Annotated in this window: 19 protein-coding genes; 7 read left to right on the forward strand and 12 right to left on the reverse strand. The window is 64.7% G+C overall.

Annotated elements, in window-relative coordinates:
* Positions 1–10: 10 nt before the first annotated feature.
* Entirely contained in the window at positions 11–1,738 is a 1,728-nt protein-coding gene (locus LV476_RS04070; protein WP_250073698.1) for a sensor domain-containing diguanylate cyclase, read from the reverse strand.
* A gap of 126 nt (positions 1,739–1,864) precedes the next feature.
* Positions 1,865–2,587: a DUF72 domain-containing protein gene (locus LV476_RS04075; RefSeq protein ID WP_250073701.1), complete on the reverse strand. Its 723-nt coding sequence runs from the start codon at positions 2,585–2,587 to the stop codon at positions 1,865–1,867.
* A 144-nt stretch (positions 2,588–2,731) separates the two neighbouring features.
* On the opposite strand from LV476_RS04075, the gene LV476_RS04080 reads away from it, so the two are divergent.
* The gene (locus tag LV476_RS04080; protein ID WP_250073702.1) at positions 2,732–3,304 is read left to right on the forward strand and encodes a phosphate-starvation-inducible PsiE family protein; all 573 of its coding nucleotides are present in this window, start codon (positions 2,732–2,734) and stop codon (positions 3,302–3,304) included.
* Between the two features lie 7 nt (positions 3,305–3,311).
* Here LV476_RS04080 and LV476_RS04085 read toward each other — a convergent pair whose 3' ends face one another.
* Complete coding sequence (locus LV476_RS04085) at positions 3,312–4,691, reverse strand: GGDEF domain-containing protein (RefSeq protein WP_250073704.1); 1,380 nt, start codon at positions 4,689–4,691, stop codon at positions 3,312–3,314.
* A gap of 108 nt (positions 4,692–4,799) precedes the next feature.
* Positions 4,800–6,176: an alanine/glycine:cation symporter family protein gene (locus tag LV476_RS04090; RefSeq protein ID WP_250073706.1), complete on the reverse strand. Its 1,377-nt coding sequence runs from the start codon at positions 6,174–6,176 to the stop codon at positions 4,800–4,802.
* Positions 6,177–6,319: 143 nt separating this feature from the next.
* Here LV476_RS04090 and wrbA point away from each other — a divergent pair, with 143 nt between their 5' ends.
* The 3 genes from wrbA to LV476_RS04105 all read left to right on the forward strand — a co-directional run bounded on the left by wrbA (position 6,320) and on the right by LV476_RS04105 (position 8,925).
* Positions 6,320–6,919 carry an NAD(P)H:quinone oxidoreductase gene (gene wrbA / locus LV476_RS04095; protein WP_250073709.1) on the forward strand — a complete coding sequence of 200 codons (600 nt, stop codon included), beginning with the start codon at positions 6,320–6,322 and terminating at the stop codon, positions 6,917–6,919.
* A 185-nt stretch (positions 6,920–7,104) separates the two neighbouring features.
* Entirely contained in the window at positions 7,105–7,662 is a 558-nt protein-coding gene (locus LV476_RS04100) for a hypothetical protein (RefSeq protein WP_250073711.1), read from the forward strand.
* Positions 7,663–7,797: 135 nt separating this feature from the next.
* Positions 7,798–8,925, forward strand: coding sequence for a CapA family protein (locus tag LV476_RS04105; RefSeq protein ID WP_250073714.1), 1,128 nt, complete (start codon positions 7,798–7,800; stop codon positions 8,923–8,925).
* 6 nt (positions 8,926–8,931) lie between these two features.
* Here LV476_RS04105 and LV476_RS04110 read toward each other — a convergent pair whose 3' ends face one another.
* Genes LV476_RS04110 through LV476_RS04120 form a run of 3 tightly spaced genes read right to left on the reverse strand, consistent with a single transcriptional unit; the run spans position 8,932 to position 12,022 of the window.
* Positions 8,932–10,734 carry an adenosylcobalamin-dependent ribonucleoside-diphosphate reductase gene (locus tag LV476_RS04110; RefSeq protein WP_250073716.1) on the reverse strand — a complete coding sequence of 601 codons (1,803 nt, stop codon included), beginning with the start codon at positions 10,732–10,734 and terminating at the stop codon, positions 8,932–8,934.
* Positions 10,735–10,741: 7 nt separating this feature from the next.
* Positions 10,742–11,389, reverse strand: coding sequence for a dienelactone hydrolase family protein (locus LV476_RS04115; RefSeq protein ID WP_250073718.1), 648 nt, complete (start codon positions 11,387–11,389; stop codon positions 10,742–10,744).
* A gap of 3 nt (positions 11,390–11,392) precedes the next feature.
* On the reverse strand, positions 11,393–12,022 hold the full coding sequence (locus LV476_RS04120) for a phosphoribosyltransferase (protein ID WP_250073720.1): 630 nt from the start codon (positions 12,020–12,022) through the stop codon (positions 11,393–11,395).
* 275 nt (positions 12,023–12,297) lie between these two features.
* Between LV476_RS04120 and LV476_RS04125 the strand changes: the two genes are divergently transcribed.
* The gene (locus LV476_RS04125) at positions 12,298–12,915 is read left to right on the forward strand and encodes a hypothetical protein (RefSeq protein ID WP_250073721.1); all 618 of its coding nucleotides are present in this window, start codon (positions 12,298–12,300) and stop codon (positions 12,913–12,915) included.
* Between the two features lie 110 nt (positions 12,916–13,025).
* Here the strand turns inward: LV476_RS04125 and LV476_RS11185 are convergent, their stop codons facing one another.
* The 3 genes from LV476_RS11185 to LV476_RS04140 all read right to left on the reverse strand — a co-directional run bounded on the left by LV476_RS11185 (position 13,026) and on the right by LV476_RS04140 (position 14,264).
* Entirely contained in the window at positions 13,026–13,295 is a 270-nt protein-coding gene (locus tag LV476_RS11185; protein WP_284047407.1) for an SHOCT domain-containing protein, read from the reverse strand.
* 105 nt (positions 13,296–13,400) lie between these two features.
* On the reverse strand, positions 13,401–13,544 hold the full coding sequence (locus LV476_RS04135; protein ID WP_250073722.1) for a DUF3096 domain-containing protein: 144 nt from the start codon (positions 13,542–13,544) through the stop codon (positions 13,401–13,403).
* Between the two features lie 96 nt (positions 13,545–13,640).
* Positions 13,641–14,264, reverse strand: coding sequence for an arylesterase (locus LV476_RS04140; protein ID WP_250073725.1), 624 nt, complete (start codon positions 14,262–14,264; stop codon positions 13,641–13,643).
* A 209-nt stretch (positions 14,265–14,473) separates the two neighbouring features.
* Between LV476_RS04140 and LV476_RS04145 the strand changes: the two genes are divergently transcribed.
* Positions 14,474–15,088 (forward strand): BMC domain-containing protein, encoded by a 615-nt coding sequence (locus LV476_RS04145; RefSeq protein ID WP_250073727.1) that lies wholly within the window; start codon positions 14,474–14,476, stop codon positions 15,086–15,088.
* A gap of 4 nt (positions 15,089–15,092) precedes the next feature.
* Positions 15,093–15,644, forward strand: a complete 552-nt coding sequence (locus LV476_RS04150; protein ID WP_250073729.1) for an NUDIX hydrolase — start codon at positions 15,093–15,095, stop codon at positions 15,642–15,644.
* A 90-nt stretch (positions 15,645–15,734) separates the two neighbouring features.
* On the opposite strand, the gene LV476_RS04155 is transcribed toward LV476_RS04150, so the two are convergent.
* Together LV476_RS04155 and LV476_RS04160 are read right to left on the reverse strand one after the other, a co-directional pair.
* Positions 15,735–15,959: a hypothetical protein gene (locus tag LV476_RS04155; protein WP_250073731.1), complete on the reverse strand. Its 225-nt coding sequence runs from the start codon at positions 15,957–15,959 to the stop codon at positions 15,735–15,737.
* Positions 15,960–16,219: 260 nt separating this feature from the next.
* The gene (locus LV476_RS04160) at positions 16,220–17,146 is read right to left on the reverse strand and encodes a DUF808 domain-containing protein (protein WP_250073733.1); all 927 of its coding nucleotides are present in this window, start codon (positions 17,144–17,146) and stop codon (positions 16,220–16,222) included.
* Between the last annotated feature and the right edge of the window lie 79 nt (positions 17,147–17,225).

Below are 17,225 nucleotides of genomic sequence, written 5' to 3' on the forward strand. Positions count from 1 at the left end.
AAGGCGCTGATCAGGCGCCAGCTGGTGATGCCGGACGATCGCCGGGGACACGAACCCGGTTGCGCCCGTCCTGCTTGGCACGATAGAGGCTTCGGTCGGCCCGGTTGATCAGTTCCTCGATATCGAACACCACGGCGTCGCGCGCGGCGACTCCGAAACTTGCCGTGATGGGAACTTGCTTCCCATCGACGACCACCGGCGCGTCGGCAAGCTTGGCGCGCAATCGCTCGGCCAATGCCACGGCTTCGGGAAGAGCGGTGTCGGGCAGCAGCACGATAAATTCCTCACCACCCCAGCGCGCGATGATGTCCTGCTTGCGGATGATTTCCTGAACCCGATCCGCTGCCGCACGCAATACGGCGTCCCCGGCGGCGTGGCCGAAACTATCGTTGATGCGCTTGAAGTGGTCGAGATCCATCAGGATCACCGACAGGCGACAATCCGCTTGGCAGATTTCCGACCAGAGCGGGCGCGACAGGTCGTAGAACGCACGTCGGTTGTTCACACCGGTCAACGGATCGATGCTTGCCAGCCGTTCGGCACGCTGACGCTGGGCCTGACCGATACGGAACTGGTAGGTCAACGCCAGGGCCAGCAACGTCGCGTCCAGCAGCATGCCGATATCCACGGCCCGGTACGTCCAGATGCTGAAAGGAATCACGCCCCAGACCGACAGGGCCGTCAAGGCGGCGCCCACCATCGCCGAAACCGCCGCCAGCAGGAAATAGTGGGCCGAGGATAAGCCCGCACGCACCGACATCACGCCCAACGCGAGCATGATCACCGTGAACAACGTCACGAAACTGAAGGCCAGCAGCAATGCCGGGGCCTGCCAGTCTAGCAGCACCATCAACCCGAGCATCACCATCCCAGTGCCGATGTAGCCCAGCACCGCTTGGTGGACTCGCGGGAAGTAGTGCCGGGTCTGCAAGAAGCTGATCGCAAAGAACAAGCCGCTGCTGGCATAAAGCATCATCAGCACCGGTTGCGACCACTGCGCCCAGACCGGGCTCTCCGACCACCACCAGGCATAGGCATGACCGGTGTAGGAGATGTTCATCAACAGGAAGAAGGCGAGATAGACCGAGTACAACAGGTAACGCGAGTGACGCAGCCCGATGAACAGCATCAGGTTGTAAACGATCAGGGCCACCAGGAAGCCGTACAGAAAGCCGTAGCTGTATGCGGTCCAGAGCGTGCGATCGCCGAGTTCGGCTTCCGTTTCCACGTACAGCGGGAAGACCATCGGATCGGGCGTGGCAACCCGTACCAGCACGTCGGTCGTGCCGGCGGGGAACTCGCGTTCGAAGCTCAGCCCGATACTGTCGCGCGGCCGGTCAGCGTAGGGTAGCCGGTCACCCAGTCGTTGCTGCCCGACCCAGCGCCCGTCGTGGCGGAAATGAAAGCTCACCTCGTCGAGCCATGCCGTCTCCACCGACAGGATGCGCGTCACCGGGGACGGGCCGGGGTTGTGCACCCGCATGTGGATCCACACCGGTGCGGCACCGATGCCGAATGCCAGAACCGACGAGTTGGAGGGTTGAAACCGGCCGACCTGGAACGCCTGCCAAGCCGCCTCTCGCGAGAGCGACTGGTCGACATCGGCCAGTACGCTGAGCGACCGACCCACCGGGTTGGCCACCTCGCCGCCCAGCGCGATCGCCCCCTTCGCCACCGGCGAGGCCGGTATGCCGGGAGCGAGCACAAGGAGCAGCAGGGCTGTGAGCCAGCGGAACATCGGTGGTCACCAACTCCCTTGGTGGTGCGCTACGGCGGTATTTTGAAAAGGTATCACAGGCACGTCCGCCGGGCTCCCCTACTCTCCGGACATCCGCTGGCCACCAGTGAGGTTGCTGGCAGGGGTCTAGCGCTCGAGTCGCGACAACAGTCGTGCCGCATCCTCCGGTGCCTGGCCCTCGGCGTCATTGTCGAAATAGCCGTAAACATCCCGCCCGGCCGCGACCCATCCGCGAATCCGTTCGGCCCAGTCGTCCAACGTGGCGTCCGAATATCGGCCCTGGTAGCGCCCATCGCTGCCGTGCCAGCGCAGATACACGAAATCCGCGGTGGTCCAGCCGGGCGGCGCCTCCCCTTCCAGATCGAACAGGCAGAAAGCAGCACGATGTTCGACCAGCAGGTCCGTCACCGACTCGGTCCACCAACTCGGGTCGCGAAACTCGAACGCATAACGATGCCCCGATGGCAGGGCCTCGAGGAACGCGGCAAGCCGATCGGGATTCACGCGCCAGCGTGGCGGCAGCTGGAACAGAATCGGACCGAGCCGGTCACCGAGTCGCTCGATCTTCTCGAAGAAGGCCCCGGTGCTCTCGAGCGGGTCCTTCAGCTTCTTCATGTGCGTGATGTAGCGGCTGGCCTTGACCGCGAAGCGAAAATCCGACGGCACGGCTTGCCGCCAAGCATCCAGCGTTGCCTCGCTTGGCAACCGGTAGAAGGTGGCGTTGATCTCGACGCTGGCGAAACGCTCGGCATAGAACGACAACCACTCGGACGCCGGCAACGAGGCCGGATAGAAGACTTCCCGCCAGTGGCGGTAATTCCAGCCGGATGTACCCAGGTGATAGCGCACGAGCCCTCCAGCGCCGGGAAACGGACACCACACAGGCTAGCAGTCGCACGGACACTTGAAGCCACAGCGAGCGACCTTACCCCTCCAATCGTAAACGGATTCTCACGTTTGGCCCACAAACCGTCAGGTGGGAGGGAATCGCAGATGTGGCACATCCATCAACGCCATACCCCGCGCCAGTCGGACCTGCGCCGCTACTGGAAGGTGATGAGCCTCTCGGAGCGCTTCGAGCAGGTCATCGCCGCGGTACTCGGAGTCATCATCGCCGTGGTCATCCTGCTCGCGCTGTGGGAGCTGATCCGGCTGGTGATCGACACCCTGTTGCTGCAGCACCAGAACGTGTTGGCACACAGTGTGTTCCAGAAGCTGTTCGGCTCGATCCTGACGCTCCTGATCGCGATGGAGTTCCAGCACTCGATCATCAAGGTGATCGAGCGGCGCGAACACATCATCCAGACCAAGATCGTCGTGTTGATCGCCCTGCTCGCGCTGGCGCGGAAATTCATCATCCTCGACACCAACTCGACCTCGCCGACGATGATCCTGGCCCTGTCTTTCGGCGTGCTGGTGCTGGGGAGCGTCTACTGGCTGATCGAGCAGCGCGACGCCACACGGCGGCACCAGGAAGCCGACTCGAAAGTCATCCGAACCGAATCACCGTCCGAGTCACGGGCGGGCGAATCGCCGTCGGTCGGCCACCGCAGCGACTCCGACTAGCAAGCGGTCAGCTTGCCAGCGCCTCACCCGCACCGTCCGCAATCACCCGGTCGCGCCCGCCGGCCTTGGCCGCGTACAGACGCGCGTCCGCCAGTCGCATTAGCGGCTCGGCGGCGGTCAGCCCGTCGTTGGAGGAACAGGCCAGGCCGATGCTGGCGGTTACCGACAGGTTGTGGCCGGCGACCTCCACCGGACTCTGGCTGATCGCGAAGCGGATCCGTTCGGCCACGTCGCGGGCATCCTCAACGTCGGACCCCGGCAGGATGGCGATGAATTCCTCGCCCCCGTAGCGCATTACTACATCCCCCTTGCGCAGCATCTCGCGGATGATGCCGGCCGCACGCACCAGCACCTTGTCGCCGGCAAGGTGACCATACGTGTCATTGAGGCGCTTGAAGTGATCGAGGTCAACAATGATGAGTGACAGTGGGGTCTGGCTGCGCTGGATGCGGGCCAGTTCCTCGTCCAGCCGCTTCATGCCGAAGCGCCGGTTGTACAGGCCTGTAAGCGGATCGAGTGCGGCGACGCGCTGCAAATCGTCGTGCAGCAGCGCGTTGTTCAGTGCCAAGCCCAGCCCCTGGATCATCAGCGGCAGCAAGCGCAGGGTCCGCTCGGTGAACGGCTGGGCCGCCGCGAGAACCACCCAGCCGAGCAGCAGACCATGATGACTGATCGGCAGGAGAAGCACGTCACTGGGTGTGAAGTGCGAAAGCACCGCGTCGACCTTGACGGCCGCCGGCAGGTCAAAACGACGCACCTTCGCCTTTTCGTGGGCGGCCTGCAGCGCTGGGCTCCTCAGGATGGCATCCGGCTCGATCAGAGCCTTGGACGCCGGAATGGTCCAGTCGCCCTGCTTTTCCAGGATGATCGCGCCGCCATCGGCATCCGAATGCTCCATCAGCAGCGTCAGTGCCTGGTCACTCAGATCAGCGAGGTCCAGCTGGCTGGAAAGTGTGTTGTTGAAATTCTGGATGCGTTCCTCGACACGGTGAGCCGAGTGCAGCGCCTGCAGCAGCGCGTTGTAGCTGTTGGCCACCTCGCCGAGCTCGTCTTCGGCCTGTTCCTCGAGGCGACAGACCGCCGGGTCGCATTCGGACCAGTCGCCCGAATAGGTCGCCTGGTCCATTGCCGCACGCACCTTGCGCATCCGGCAACTCAGGCGCCGCAGCCGAGGGCGCACAATGCGGCTGGCCAACGCGAAGTTCAGCCCGCCGACGATCAGTCCCGCCGTGAGCGTGGTGCCGATGAATGTCGCCGAAAGGGCCAGGTCGGCCGAAACACCCATCTGCAGGGCGACAACCGGAAAGATCGCCCCCATGAGGATGCCCATCGACACCATGCCCCAGGCGAGCGCACGAAAAACGTGCTTCGATGCCTGCAGTTTCATCCTTAGATTTCCTTGTTATTTTTTGTCCGATACGTCCTTATCGGCGCGGAACATTAGCACATCGCAATATATTCATTTCCATACAAATGGCGTGGAATTACCGATGCCTCAGTCGGCGCCGCGCCGGCTGAAATACTGGCGGGTGAGTCGCGCGACCAGCGGCGAGAGCAGCAGAATGGCAATGAGGTTGGGAATCGCGATCAGGCCGTTGGCGATGTCGCACAGTGCCCAGATCAGTTCGAGATTCATCACGGCACCCAGCGGCAGGAGCATGGCGAAGACCCGCCGGTAGACACTGACGATCCGGGTGCCGAACAGGTACTGCGAACCCTTCTCTCCGTAGTAGCTCCAGCCGATCACGCTGGAAACGGAGAAGAAGATCAGTGACAGGCTCACGGCAAGCTTGCCCAGGTCGGGCACGGCGGCGTTGAACGCCATCGTGGTCAGTGCCGCGCCGCTCTCACCGGTCTGCCAGACGCCGGTGGTCAGGATGACCAGCGCGGTGAGCGTGCAGACGATCAACGTGTCGAACAGCGGCGAGTTCATCGCCACCAACCCCGCCTGTACCGGGTGCCCGCTGCGGCTGGCCGCCAGCGCGATCGGCGCGGTGCCCAACCCCGCCTCGTTGGAGAAGATGCCCCGAGCCACGCCGAACTGGATCACCGCCATCAGCCCCGCCCCGGCGAAACCACCGACCGCCGCCGTGCCGGTAAAGGCATCGCGGACAATGGTGGCAAGGGCCGCCGGGATGGCCTCGGCATTGATCCCCAGCACCAACAGCGCGCTGCCGACGTACAGGAGGAACATCAGCGGCACCAGCCGTGAAACCACCTGGCCAATCCGCCGAATACCGCCGACGATCACCAACCACACCACCCAGGCGTAGAGAACGCCGATGATCAGCTTCACGCCAAGGACCAGTGCCGGGTCGTCCGCGTAACCGAGGATGTCGCGCAGCGAAAACTCGAGGGTGTCCGCCACCGAGTTGGCCTCGACCATGTTGCCCGTCCCCATCGCGGCGATCACCAGGCAGGCGGCGAAGAACATCGCCATCGGCTTCCAGCGAGGACCCAGCCCCTGCTCGATGTAGTACATCGGCCCACCGACATACTCGGCGCTCTCCGAGCGATAGACACGAAAATGCAGCGCGAGCACCGTCGAGGCGTACACCGTCGCCATGCCGACGATGGCCGTGATCCACATCCACAGGATCGCTCCCGGACCACCCAGCGCGATCGCCGTGGCGACCCCGGCGATGTTGCCGTTGCCGATCGCCGCCGACAGCGCGACGGTCAGGGCGCTGAAATAGCTCAGTTCGCCTTCGGCCGCGGCCTCGCGACGCCCGAGCAGCCGGATGGACAAAGACAGGCGAAACACCTGGATCAGGCGCAGGCGGATCGTGAAGTACAGCCCCGTTCCCACCAGCAGCAGGATCGTGACCGGCCCCCAGACGAAGGCATTGATCGCGTGAACCGCCTCTTCCATGTGCCTCTCCCGTGGCCCCGCTCAACCTCGCGTCCACTGGGCCCAGTATGGCTCAGTCCCGCACCGTGGTCGCCCGGCAATTCCGCGCCGGTCGTCTACCCTTGCCCTACCCGAATTCGCAACAGGCAATCACGGAGTTTTCCATGAGCAAGGTTCTCGTTCTCTACTATTCCATGTACGGCCATATCGAAACGATGGCAGAAAGCATCGCCGAGGGCGCAGGTCAGGTCGAGGGCACCGAGGTGACGGTCAAACGCGTGCCCGAGCTGATGGACGAGGAAACCGCGAAGAAGGCCGGCGCCAAGCTCAATCAGGCCGCCCCGATCGCCGATCCCAAGGAACTCGGCGACTATGATGCGGTGATCATCGGCACCCCGACGCGCTTCGGCAACATGGCAGCGCAGATGCGCAACTTCCTCGACCAGACCGGAAGCCTGTGGGCCGAAGGCAAGCTGATCGGCAAGGTCGGCAGCGTGTTTACCTCCACGGGCACCGGCGCGGGCAACGAGACCACCATCACCTCCACCTGGAACACGCTGGCCCATCTCGGCATGGTCATCGTCGGTACGCCCTACGGCATTCCCGAGATGTTCGACATCTCCGAACCCCGCGGCGGCGGGCCCTACGGCGCCGGCACCCTCGCCGCCGGCGACGGCAGCCGCCAGCCCAGCCCGATCGAGCACACCATCGCCCGTTATCAGGGCCGGCACGTGGCCGAGATTACCGCCAAGCTTACGAGTTGATTCTCGTACGACGACACACCATGTCGGGCACGATCACGCCCCTGCGCAGATAACAAGGCACCGGCACTCCGTCGCTGCCAGAACCGGCACTTGCGCAAGGCAATTGGCGCCGCTAATGTTCACTTTCCCCGCGTGGCTCAAGGACGAGCACGCTTTCGCCCCACCCCACTTCCAAGGAATGGAACATGATGCGAACCCTGCTCGGCATATTGGTACTCGGCGCTCTGGGTGGCTTCTGGCTGACACAACAGACGCCAGGGAATGAATACACCACCAAGAACCGCCTGCTGCACTTCCTGACCGTTGATTCGAAGATCAACCTCTATCTGTCCGATCTCGATTCGTCACTGACCGAATCCGACATCAAGGAGCGGTTCGCGAATCTCGCCCTCGACTGCGGATCGGAAGCCTCTGACCTGGGCGATCGGTCCTGCTACGCCCCGATTCAGGCGGTCAACGATATCGATGCCTGGTTTGCGGTGTTCTTCTTTCAGGACCAGGAACTGTCCGGCGTGAAAATCGACTTGCCTCCCTCGGGCCACGCCCCCATGTCCAGCGCGCTCCACCAACGTCACGGTGAGCCACGCGGCGTCAAAGTGAGTCGCGACCAGGAGACCACCAACCAGTGGTACCTCCGAAATGGTGCGGTCGTCATGAACCGAGATGTCGCCGATGAAGCGCTTTCGATGGTGTACTGGGCGTCGGTCGAGAGCGTGGTACGCAAGCGGATGAGCGAGCGCTAACGCCTTAGCGTGGCCCCGACACTCAACGGATGCTTCCCTCGCTTTCCCCCAAGCCTCTGCGACCGGTCGACGGCCAGCCCGTTCTGGCCTTTAATCCCTAAACAGGCAAACCCATGAGGCCGGTCGCGAGCCACGATGTCCACTCCCGCCACAGCCAGATCATCCGGTGAACTGCCGCTGCTGTTCGGGGGGGACGTGATGCTCGGGCGCGGAATCGATCAGATCCTGCCCTCGCCGTCCGACCCCGTCCTCTACGAGGACTACATCAAGGATGCCCGGGGGTACCTGCGCCTGGCCGAGCGCGCCAATGGGCCGGTGCCACGTGCCGTCGGACCCGGCTACGTCTGGGGGGCGGCACGTGACACGCTCGCCGATCCGGCTCGACGGCGCATCCTCAACCTCGAAACCGCGATCACCACCAGCGCCACGCCGTGGCCGGACAAGGGCATTCACTACCGCATGCACCCGGCCAACATCGCCTGCCTGACGGCCGTCTCACCCGACTGCCTGGTGCTGGCCAACAACCACGTGCTCGACTGGGGCCGAGCGGGCCTGACGGAAACGCTCGAGACGCTGGAGGCCGCCGGCATTCCGTTCGTCGGTGCCGGTCGCGATCACGAGGAAGCCGCTCGCCCCACCGTTCTCGCTGGTGCGAACGGTCAGCGTCTGCTGGTGTTCGCCGTCGGTCATGGCGACAGCGGCGTCCCGGCGGACTGGGCGGCCACAACCGACCGCTCCGGGGTTCACTACCTGCCCGATCTCGACGACGAGGCAATCGAACGACTGGCTGACCTTGTCGACTCTCACCGCCGACCGGGCGACACGGTGGTGTTCTCGATCCACTGGGGCAGCAACTGGGGCTACCAGATTCCCGAAGCCCATCGGCGCTTCGCCCACGCCCTGATCGACGTCGCTGGTATCGACCTGGTGCACGGCCACTCCTCGCATCACCCGCGCGCCTTCGAGGTGCACAACGAGCGGCTGATCCTCTACGGCTGCGGTGATCTGATCAACGACTACGAGGGCATCGGCGGGACCGCGCCCTACCGTTCGGACCTGGCCGTGCTCTATCGCTCCACCCTGCGCAACGGCCAGCTTCATGCGCTTGAGCTCGACCCATTCGCTATCCGGCGGCTGCAGTTGCAGTCCTGTTCACGACCGGATCGGGAGTGGCTTGCCGGCATGCTCGATCGGCAGGCGCAACGCTTCGGCGGCGAAGTAAGCGATACCGGTACCCGGCTGGTCTGCCACTGGGACGGGTGAGCCGCGTCAGTCCGACTCGCGATCGATCCCGCAGCAAGGCGTAGCGGTATCGACGCCCTGAAGCACCTCACCGGTAACGGGATTGGGTCGGTAGGTGGTGCACCCTTTCAACCCGAGTTCGAAGGCGCGCTGGTAGATCGCCTCGAAGTCCGTGAACGGCATCGACTCGGGAACGTTGATGGTCTTGGAGATAGCGCTGTCGACGTATGGCTGCAGCGCGGCCTGCATGGCCAGATGCGCCTCCGGGGACAATGCCTCGGCCTCGACGAAGGCCGGCGGCAAGGACCCGTCGAGGTGCTCAACCTGCCAGCATCGCCAGGCGGCATCCTGCATGACGAAGCTCTCCCGGCGACCGTCGGCGGCAAACACCGGCCGGCACAATTCACGTCGGAACACCGGCTCGACACCCGAAGAAACATTTCCGGCCAGCAGGCTGATGGTGCCGGTCGGCGCGATCGCGGTCAGGTGACTGTTGCGAATGCCGTCACGAGCGATGCCGGCGCGGATGTCGCCCGGCAGCGCCCGCACGAACGGCCGATCGAGAAATGCTGCCTTGTCGAAAAAGGGAAACGGCCGCTTCTCGTGGGCCAGGTCGATGGAGGCCCGGTACGCCGCGTGAGTGATGGTCGCCATCGCCGCCGCTGCCTGCTCGCGTGCCTCGGTGCTGTCGTAATGGAGCCCCAGCATGATCAGCGCATCGGCCAGCCCGGTAATGCCGAGTCCCAGGCGTCGACTGTTGCGGGCCTGCTCGCCCTGGGCCGGCAACGGAAAGTGCGAGGCGTCGATCACATTATCGAGAAAACGAACAGCCTGTGCCGCCGTTTGCGCGAGCGCGTCATGGTCGAGCCGCGCCGCCTCGCCGAACGGATCGAGCACGAAGCGGGTCAGGTTGACCGAGCCGAGGTCGCAGGCGCCGTACGGTGGCAACGGGATCTCGCCGCAGGGATTGGTCGCGCTGATCCGCTCGCGCTCGCCGAGGTTGTTCCACTGGTTGATCCGGTCGACGAACAGCACGCCGGGCTCGGCATGACTGTAGGTCGCCCGCATGATGTGCTCCCACAGGTCGCGGGCGCGCACTCGCCGGATCACGCGGCAGGCGACCGGCTGCTCGAAGCCCGGCCATTCGCGTCGCACCTCATCGCCGGTACCGACCTCCCCGTCCAGCGCCACCGAGGGAAACACCAGCGGCCAGTCGGCATCGGCATGCACCGCGGCCATGAAGGCGTCGCTCACCAGCACCGAGCAGTTGAAGTGCGTCAGTTCGCCGGCCTGATGCTTGGCATCGATGAAGGCCTCGATGTCCGGATGATCGACGCGCAGCGTCGCCATCATCGCGCCACGCCGGGCGCCGGTGGAAAGGATGGTCGCGCACATGCTGTCCCAGATGCGCATGAACGACACCGGTCCCGAGGCAATGGTCCCGGCGTGGTGGGCTGCCGTCCCGGCCGGCCGCAGGGTGGAAAAGTCGTAGCCGACCCCGCCACCCTGCTGCATGGTCAGCGCGCCTTCCTTTAGCGCCTCGAAGATGCCATCCATGGAATCCTCGATCCGCCCCATCACGAAGCAGTTGAACAGGGTCACCTGCCGGTCGGTTCCAGCCCCGGCCAGTATTCGCCCGCCAGGCAGGAAGCGAAAATCGGCCAGTAGGTCGCGGAAGCGTCGTTGCCACACGGCCGGCTCGGCCTCGACCTTCGCCAGGGCCGTGGCCACCCGTTGCCAGGTCGCTTCGATGTCCGCCTCGTCGGCGTACCGGTAGCGGCTGGCCCAGATGTGGCGGGCGATCGCGGTGTCGAGTGTCGCCGCTGCCATGGGTCGACTAGCCGGGTATCAGCCAGCGGGTAAACCAGTCCGCGGCCAGCTGGGCCGCCTGGAACAGGGTGCCCGGTTCCTCGAACAGGTGGGTCGCGCCCGGCACGATAGCAAGCTCGCAGGTCGCTCGCATCTGTGCCTTCGCCCAGCGGTTGAGCTCGATGACCTGGGTATCCGCCCCGCCGACGATCAGCAACGTGGGCGCCTCGACCAGCGGCAGGGATTCGCCGGACAGATCGGGACGTCCGCCACGCGAGACCACCGCCTGAGCCATGCCGGGGAGTCGCGCAGCGGCATTGAGCGCGGCGGCCGCGCCGGTACTGGCACCGAAATACCCCTGCGGGAGGCCGGCAAGTTCGGGGTCGGCATGGGCCCAGGCAGAAGCCTGCGCGAGCCGTTCGGCAAGAAGGTCGATGTCGAAGCGTTTCTCGTAGACCCGGTCTTCTGCCTCGCTCAACAGGTCGAACAACAGGGTCGCCAGGCCCACCTCGCGCAACTGGCGTGCGACGAAATGGTTTCGGGGACTATGGCGACTGCTGCCACTGCCGTGGGCAAATATGACCAGCCCGCGCGGATTGGCGGGCATACCGAGGATGCCCTCGTGGATCATGCCGCTGAGTGACATGGAAACGGTTCGTTCGGTATCAGGGGCCATGACCTACCTCTCGCATTCCTCGAGCATGGCGACCACTTCCTGGTCGGATACCTGGGCGAACGAGCCGTAGTACGCCCCCACCGCCCCCAGATAGTGGTCCGTGATCTCCAGGGCAACCAGTTCGTCCGCCTCGGTTTCCAGCGTGGCCGCGGTCGAGGCCGGCACCACCGGGATGGCGACCACCACATGGGCAGGCTCACGGGCGTCGGCATCGCGGATCGCCGCGCGCATCGTCAGGCCGGTCGCGATGCCGTCATCGACGATGATCGCGATCTTGCCGACCACCGAGGGCGAGTCCGCACGGCCGTAGAGCCCGCGGCGCCGGCGCGCCTCGGCCCGCTCGCGTGCCTCCGCAGTGGCCAGCCATTGCGGATCGACGGCCGCCTCCTCACGCGGATTGCAGACCCGCTGGCCATGTTCCGGCACCGCGCAGATGGCGTATTCGGGCTGCATCGGGTGGCCAATCTTGCGCGGGATCAGGACGTCCAGCGGCATGTCGAGCCGCCGGGCCACTTCCTGCCCCAAAGGGACCCCGCCGCGCGGCAGCGCGTAGACCACGCCCTCCTGTCCGCGAAACTTGTCCAGTGCCTCGGCCAGCTGACGACCGGCCTCTCGTCGATTCGCGAAACGCATGGCGTGCCCTCCTGACATACCGTCCACCCCAACTGACTATAGCCATTCCTCGTCATACTGCCGGCCGGGGAAATCGCGTATTTTTTTGCCGCTGATCAATTGCTTGGACGCGGGCGAAATGAATGGTTCCACCTGCTACCTTTTGGGTGACGTGCCGCGAATCGGGCGGTGCGCGGCCGGCCTGATGCCGGAGACAAAGAAACCAGAGACGGGCGACACACTCCGATGACCATCGGATCGCCCGATCGGCCTTCATTCCACAGGAGGGAAGCGCCATGAGGAAAAGCACATTCGTTCGCGAACTGACCGCCTGCTCGCTGGCAATCGCCCTGGCGGGCGCAGCGCCGACGGCAGTGGCCGATAATGACCAGCCGCGCCGCGGCATGATGGGGCCGGGCATGATGGATGGCTACGGCCCCTACGGGCCGGGCTACGGCATGCAAGGTGCCGCCCCCTGCGTACCGGGCGGCTACGGACCGGGCATGATGGGCCCCGGGATGATGCACGGTTACGGTCCGGGCATGATGCAGGGCTATGGCCCGGGCTACGGACCCGGGATGATGCCCGGCTATGGGGCCGGAATGATGCAGGGCTATGGCCCGGGCATGATGGCGCCGGGCTACGGCACGGGCTCCAGCAATCTCGGCCGCCTGACCGAGAAGCAGCGCGAGCGGCTGCGGGAACTCCAGCAGGAAGAGCAGCAAGAACACCTGGAGTTGATGCAGCAGATGCAGGAGCACCAGCGTGAGCTCTACCGCATGCAACTCGCCGATGACCCGGATTACGAGGCGATCAAGAAAAAGTCACGCCATCTCAACGAACTTCAGCAGGAAATGGCGGAAGAACGCATTGAAATGCACCGGAAGATGCGAGACATCCTCGAAAAGGAGTAAACGGACCAACCCAGCATGCAAAAGGCCGCCCGAGCGATCGGGCGGCCTTTTTTATGCACCTGCCAGGTCGGGCGCAGCGAGTGCCGCCCCGACCTCGGCCGATGCCGGATTCAGTCCTCGAGTCGGCGGCGGCGCTCCTCGAACTCCTCGTGGTCGATCTCGCCACGCGCATAGCGCTCGCACAAGATGTCCAGTGCCCGGTTGGACCGCCGTTCGTTGCGCGACTCGTCGTCCGAACGCGGCCGCGGGCTGACGAGCGACTTGATCAATACCGCAATTGCCGCAATCAGCAGCCCCCAGAAAAGGATCATCAGGATCCAGCCGCCGAAACCGAACCCCATGCCGGCATGCGGCATGGCGCCGTAACCCCAGTCGTACATGCATCGCCTCCTGTTTGATGTTCGAACCGAAAATGGCGGGGTGCGTTGACCCTGTCATCAGTCTAGACACCCCCGCCGGGCGTACGCATGCCATCGCCGGACCAATCAGAATCCGTAACCGAGCAATCCCAGAATACCCAGCGTGATCAGGTAGATCGCCACGATGTAATTGAGAAGCTTGGGAAAAACCAGGATCAAGATACCGGCCCCCAGCGAGATCAGCGGCGCGAGTTCGATGTGAAAAGTCATGACGTGCTCCTTCCTTCGTGTCGAGTATCCACATGGCCGGCGGCAGACCGGCCATGGGCTGATCCTGCGTCAGCCCGGCAGCGCTTGTCCACCACCTCAGAGGGCGCCGGCGTCACGCAGCGCCTCGGCGAGACGCTCGGCCATGGCGCGATATCCGTCGGCATTGAGGTGGACGGCGTCCGACTTGTAGCCGGGGCGGCGCAACAGACTCGCGACCAGATCCTCGACCAGTACCACCTCGTAGAATGCCGCCAGTTCCTCGTACAACGGCGCGGACCGGGAGAACAGGGACTTTTCCGGCACACCCACCAACACGACCGCGATGTCCCGACTCCGGGCGATCTCGATCATGCGGCCGAGGTTGCGCTTGGCCTCACCCAGATCCTGATTGCGCAACACGTCGTTGCCGCCCATCAGCAGGATCATCAGTGCCGGATCATGCCGATCCAGCACATTCGGCAAGCGGTCGAGGCCTTCAGCAGTCGTCTCGCCGGCCACACCGGCATTCACCACCGGATGCCCGGTAAGCGCCGCGAGCTGCTCGGGATAGGCCGCCTGCGGCGCGGCCCCGACGCCCTCGGTCAAGCTGTCGCCGAATGCCAGTATGGTGTCATCCTGCGCCAGTGGCTCAAGCGGCTTGTCGCCGCAGCCAGCCAGCCCGAGCAGCAACACGGCGAGCCATCCGACCCACCAGCGGGTCACGAATCGTTCGCGTTTCATCGCCCCTCCCTGAAGCATTTCGCCCTGCCGAGCGCGATCGGTGTCCGGATCATCAGACACATGGCAAGGGATACCGACACGCCGATCACGCTCAATCGTATGGCAACCATAAGGGATCGCAATTCCTCACAGGTCAGCCTGATGGTAGACTCCGCGGCACTCGACCTTTGCTGATACATGAATCGCCCGCGCGGCAAGGCCCCCACTCGATGATCGAACTACGGACGTACGTCTTTATCGACTCGCTCCAGCCCCAGTTGGCGGAGTACTTGGCGACGGCGTCCCAGGGCTTTCTGCCGGTGCCGGGCGACGCCTGCCTGTGGGTCGAGGTCTCGCCGGGCATGGCCGTTCACCGCCTGACCGACATCGCGCTCAAGTCCTCCAGCGTGCGCCTCGCGCAGCAGGTGGTCGAGCGGGCCTTCGGCTCGATGGTCATCCACCACCGCGTGCAGAGTGACGTGATCCAGGCCGGCGACACGATCCTCGACTACCTCGGCCGCCAGCAGACCGAACGTCAGCCCTGCGAGATCGCCTGGCAGGAGATCATCCGCGGCATGACGCCGGACCACACGGTACTGATCAACCGTCAGAACCGTCGTGGCAACATGATCCTGCCCGACCAGAGCATGTTCATCCTCGAGGTCGAGCCGGCCGGTTACGTTGTCTACGCCGCCAACCAGGCGGAAAAAGCTGCCAACATCTCGCTGATCGACGTGCGCGCCGTGGGCAAGTACGGCCGCCTGACGATCGCCGGCACCGAGGGCAACGTCGACGAGGCCGCCCGCGCCGCCATCGCTGCCGTGAAGAACCCGGCCTTCACCTGATCCCATGCACCGCTGCGACCTGCTGGAACAGCTAGCCCGCTACGAGACCCGCCATCTCGACGAGGCGGCGTTCGTCCAGCGCGCTCGCAAGTTCGTCGCCACGCACCCCGACACCTTCTACCGCGAGCACCTGCCGGCACACGTCTCGGCCTCGACGTGGGTGGTCAACCCGTCGCGCACCGCCGTGCTCCTGATGCACCACCGCAAGCTCGACCGCTGGCTGCAGCCGGGCGGCCACGCCGATGGCGACACCGACATGCGCCTGGTCGCGCTCAAGGAGTGCGCCGAGGAAACCGGTGTCTCGCCCGAACACATCCGCCTGGTCGATGACGGCATCTTCGACGTCGATATCCACGCCACCCAGGAACCGCACCCGGACGCCCAGGAACACGACCATATCGACATCCGCTACCTGGTGGAGATCGACGATCGTGTCCCGGTGCCCGGCAACGAGGAGTCCTTCGAGCTGCGCTGGGTAGAGATCCCCATGGTCGCCCGACTGAGCAACAGCCGCTCGACGCTGCGCATGCTCGACAAGACACGCAAGATGCGCTGACCCTCACCACAAGCGCCAACGAAAAAGCCCGGATCCAGTGGATCCGGGCTTCGTCATTCTGGGGCCGCTCAAGGCGGCCCGAAAGGCCGTTTAGCTTGCCTTGGCCAGGTCGCGGGCACGATCGACCGCGTCATCGAACACCGTGGTCTCGTAAAGAGTCTCCATGTCACCGGGCACGGCCATGCGCCCGTTTGTCGATCCCTTGCGGGGACGCCTCGATGGGCGTTGTACCAGGTACATGCCGTCAGTGGCCTGTTCGACCAGGATGTTGCCGTTGCGGTAGAAACCGCGTTCCGCGTCCATCTTTTCTGCCATGAGCATCACACCTTTGTCGTGATTGCGGGCCACACCGCCGAATCGCGGCCGGCCCAGGTGAGTGACACCCCCGACGCTTCGGCCGGGGCACTCCACCGGTTCACCTTAGGTCAGATGCCATCATGCTGTCATGGAAAAAAATCGAAGCGAGAGAAGACGTGGGGAAACCGTAACTTACCCACCCTGCTCTACGCCGGAATGCGCCCTGATGGCTCACGTAACCGTTTCGACATGTTCGAAAGCCGGCTCGGAGACCCGCCTCAAAGAGCCGCGCGGGCGCGCTGGAAACCGATCACGCCGGCCAGCACGATCGCCCCGGCGACCAGCCCGACCACACCGTTGATCAGCATCGGCACCAGCCATTGGCTCACCGCGCTCATGCCGTGCACCAGCGCCTCGACCGGTTGATGCAGGAACGGCAGGCCGTGGACGAGAATGCCGCCGCCGACCAGAAACATCGCCACCATGCCGACAATGGACAGCCCGCGCATGAAACGCGGTGCCGCGACCAGGATGCCGCGGCCAAGCGTCTGCTTGAACCGCCCCCAGGCATCCGCGCCCTCGCCCTTCACCAGCGCCAGACCCCAGTCATCGAACCGCACGATGCCGGCGACCAGCCCGTAGACACCCACCGTGGCAACCAGCGCCACCAGCGAGACCACGACGGCCTGCGTCCAGATGCCCGCCGCGCTCGCCGCACCCAGCGCGATCACGATGATCTCCGCCGAGAGGATGAAGTCGGTGCGGATCGCGCCGCGTATCTGGTCACGTTCCGCCTGCTTCATGTCCATGCCCTCCTTGCGGGCAGCCTCGCGCAGTTCCTTCTTGTGCGCCTCGTCCTCCTCAGCACTGTGCAGCCACTTGTGCGCGATCTTCTCGGCTCCCTCGAAGCAGAGGAACAGCCCGCCCAGCATCAACAGCGGCGTAATCAGCCACGGCAGGAACGCACTGATCAGCAGCGCTGCCGGCACCAGGATCAGCTTGTTGAGAAACGAGCCCTTGGCCACCGCCCAGACCACCGGCAGCTCGCGTTTCGCCCCCACGCCGGTGACCTGCTGGGCATTCAGGGCCAGATCGTCGCCGAGCACCCCGGCGGTGTTCTTGGCGGCGACCTTGGAATAGACGCTGACGTCGTCGAGCAGCGTGGCGATGTCATCGAGCAGGGCGAGCAGACCGGCAGCAGCCATGGCGTGATTTCCCTCGGTTGGATGGGTGGGAACGAATGCCGCGCAGTGTGGCACATCAACCGAGGCGGAAGACCCTGAC

The organism is Guyparkeria hydrothermalis, assembly GCF_023555385.1.
GTDB classification, from domain to species: domain Bacteria; phylum Pseudomonadota; class Gammaproteobacteria; order Halothiobacillales; family Halothiobacillaceae; genus Guyparkeria; species Guyparkeria hydrothermalis_A.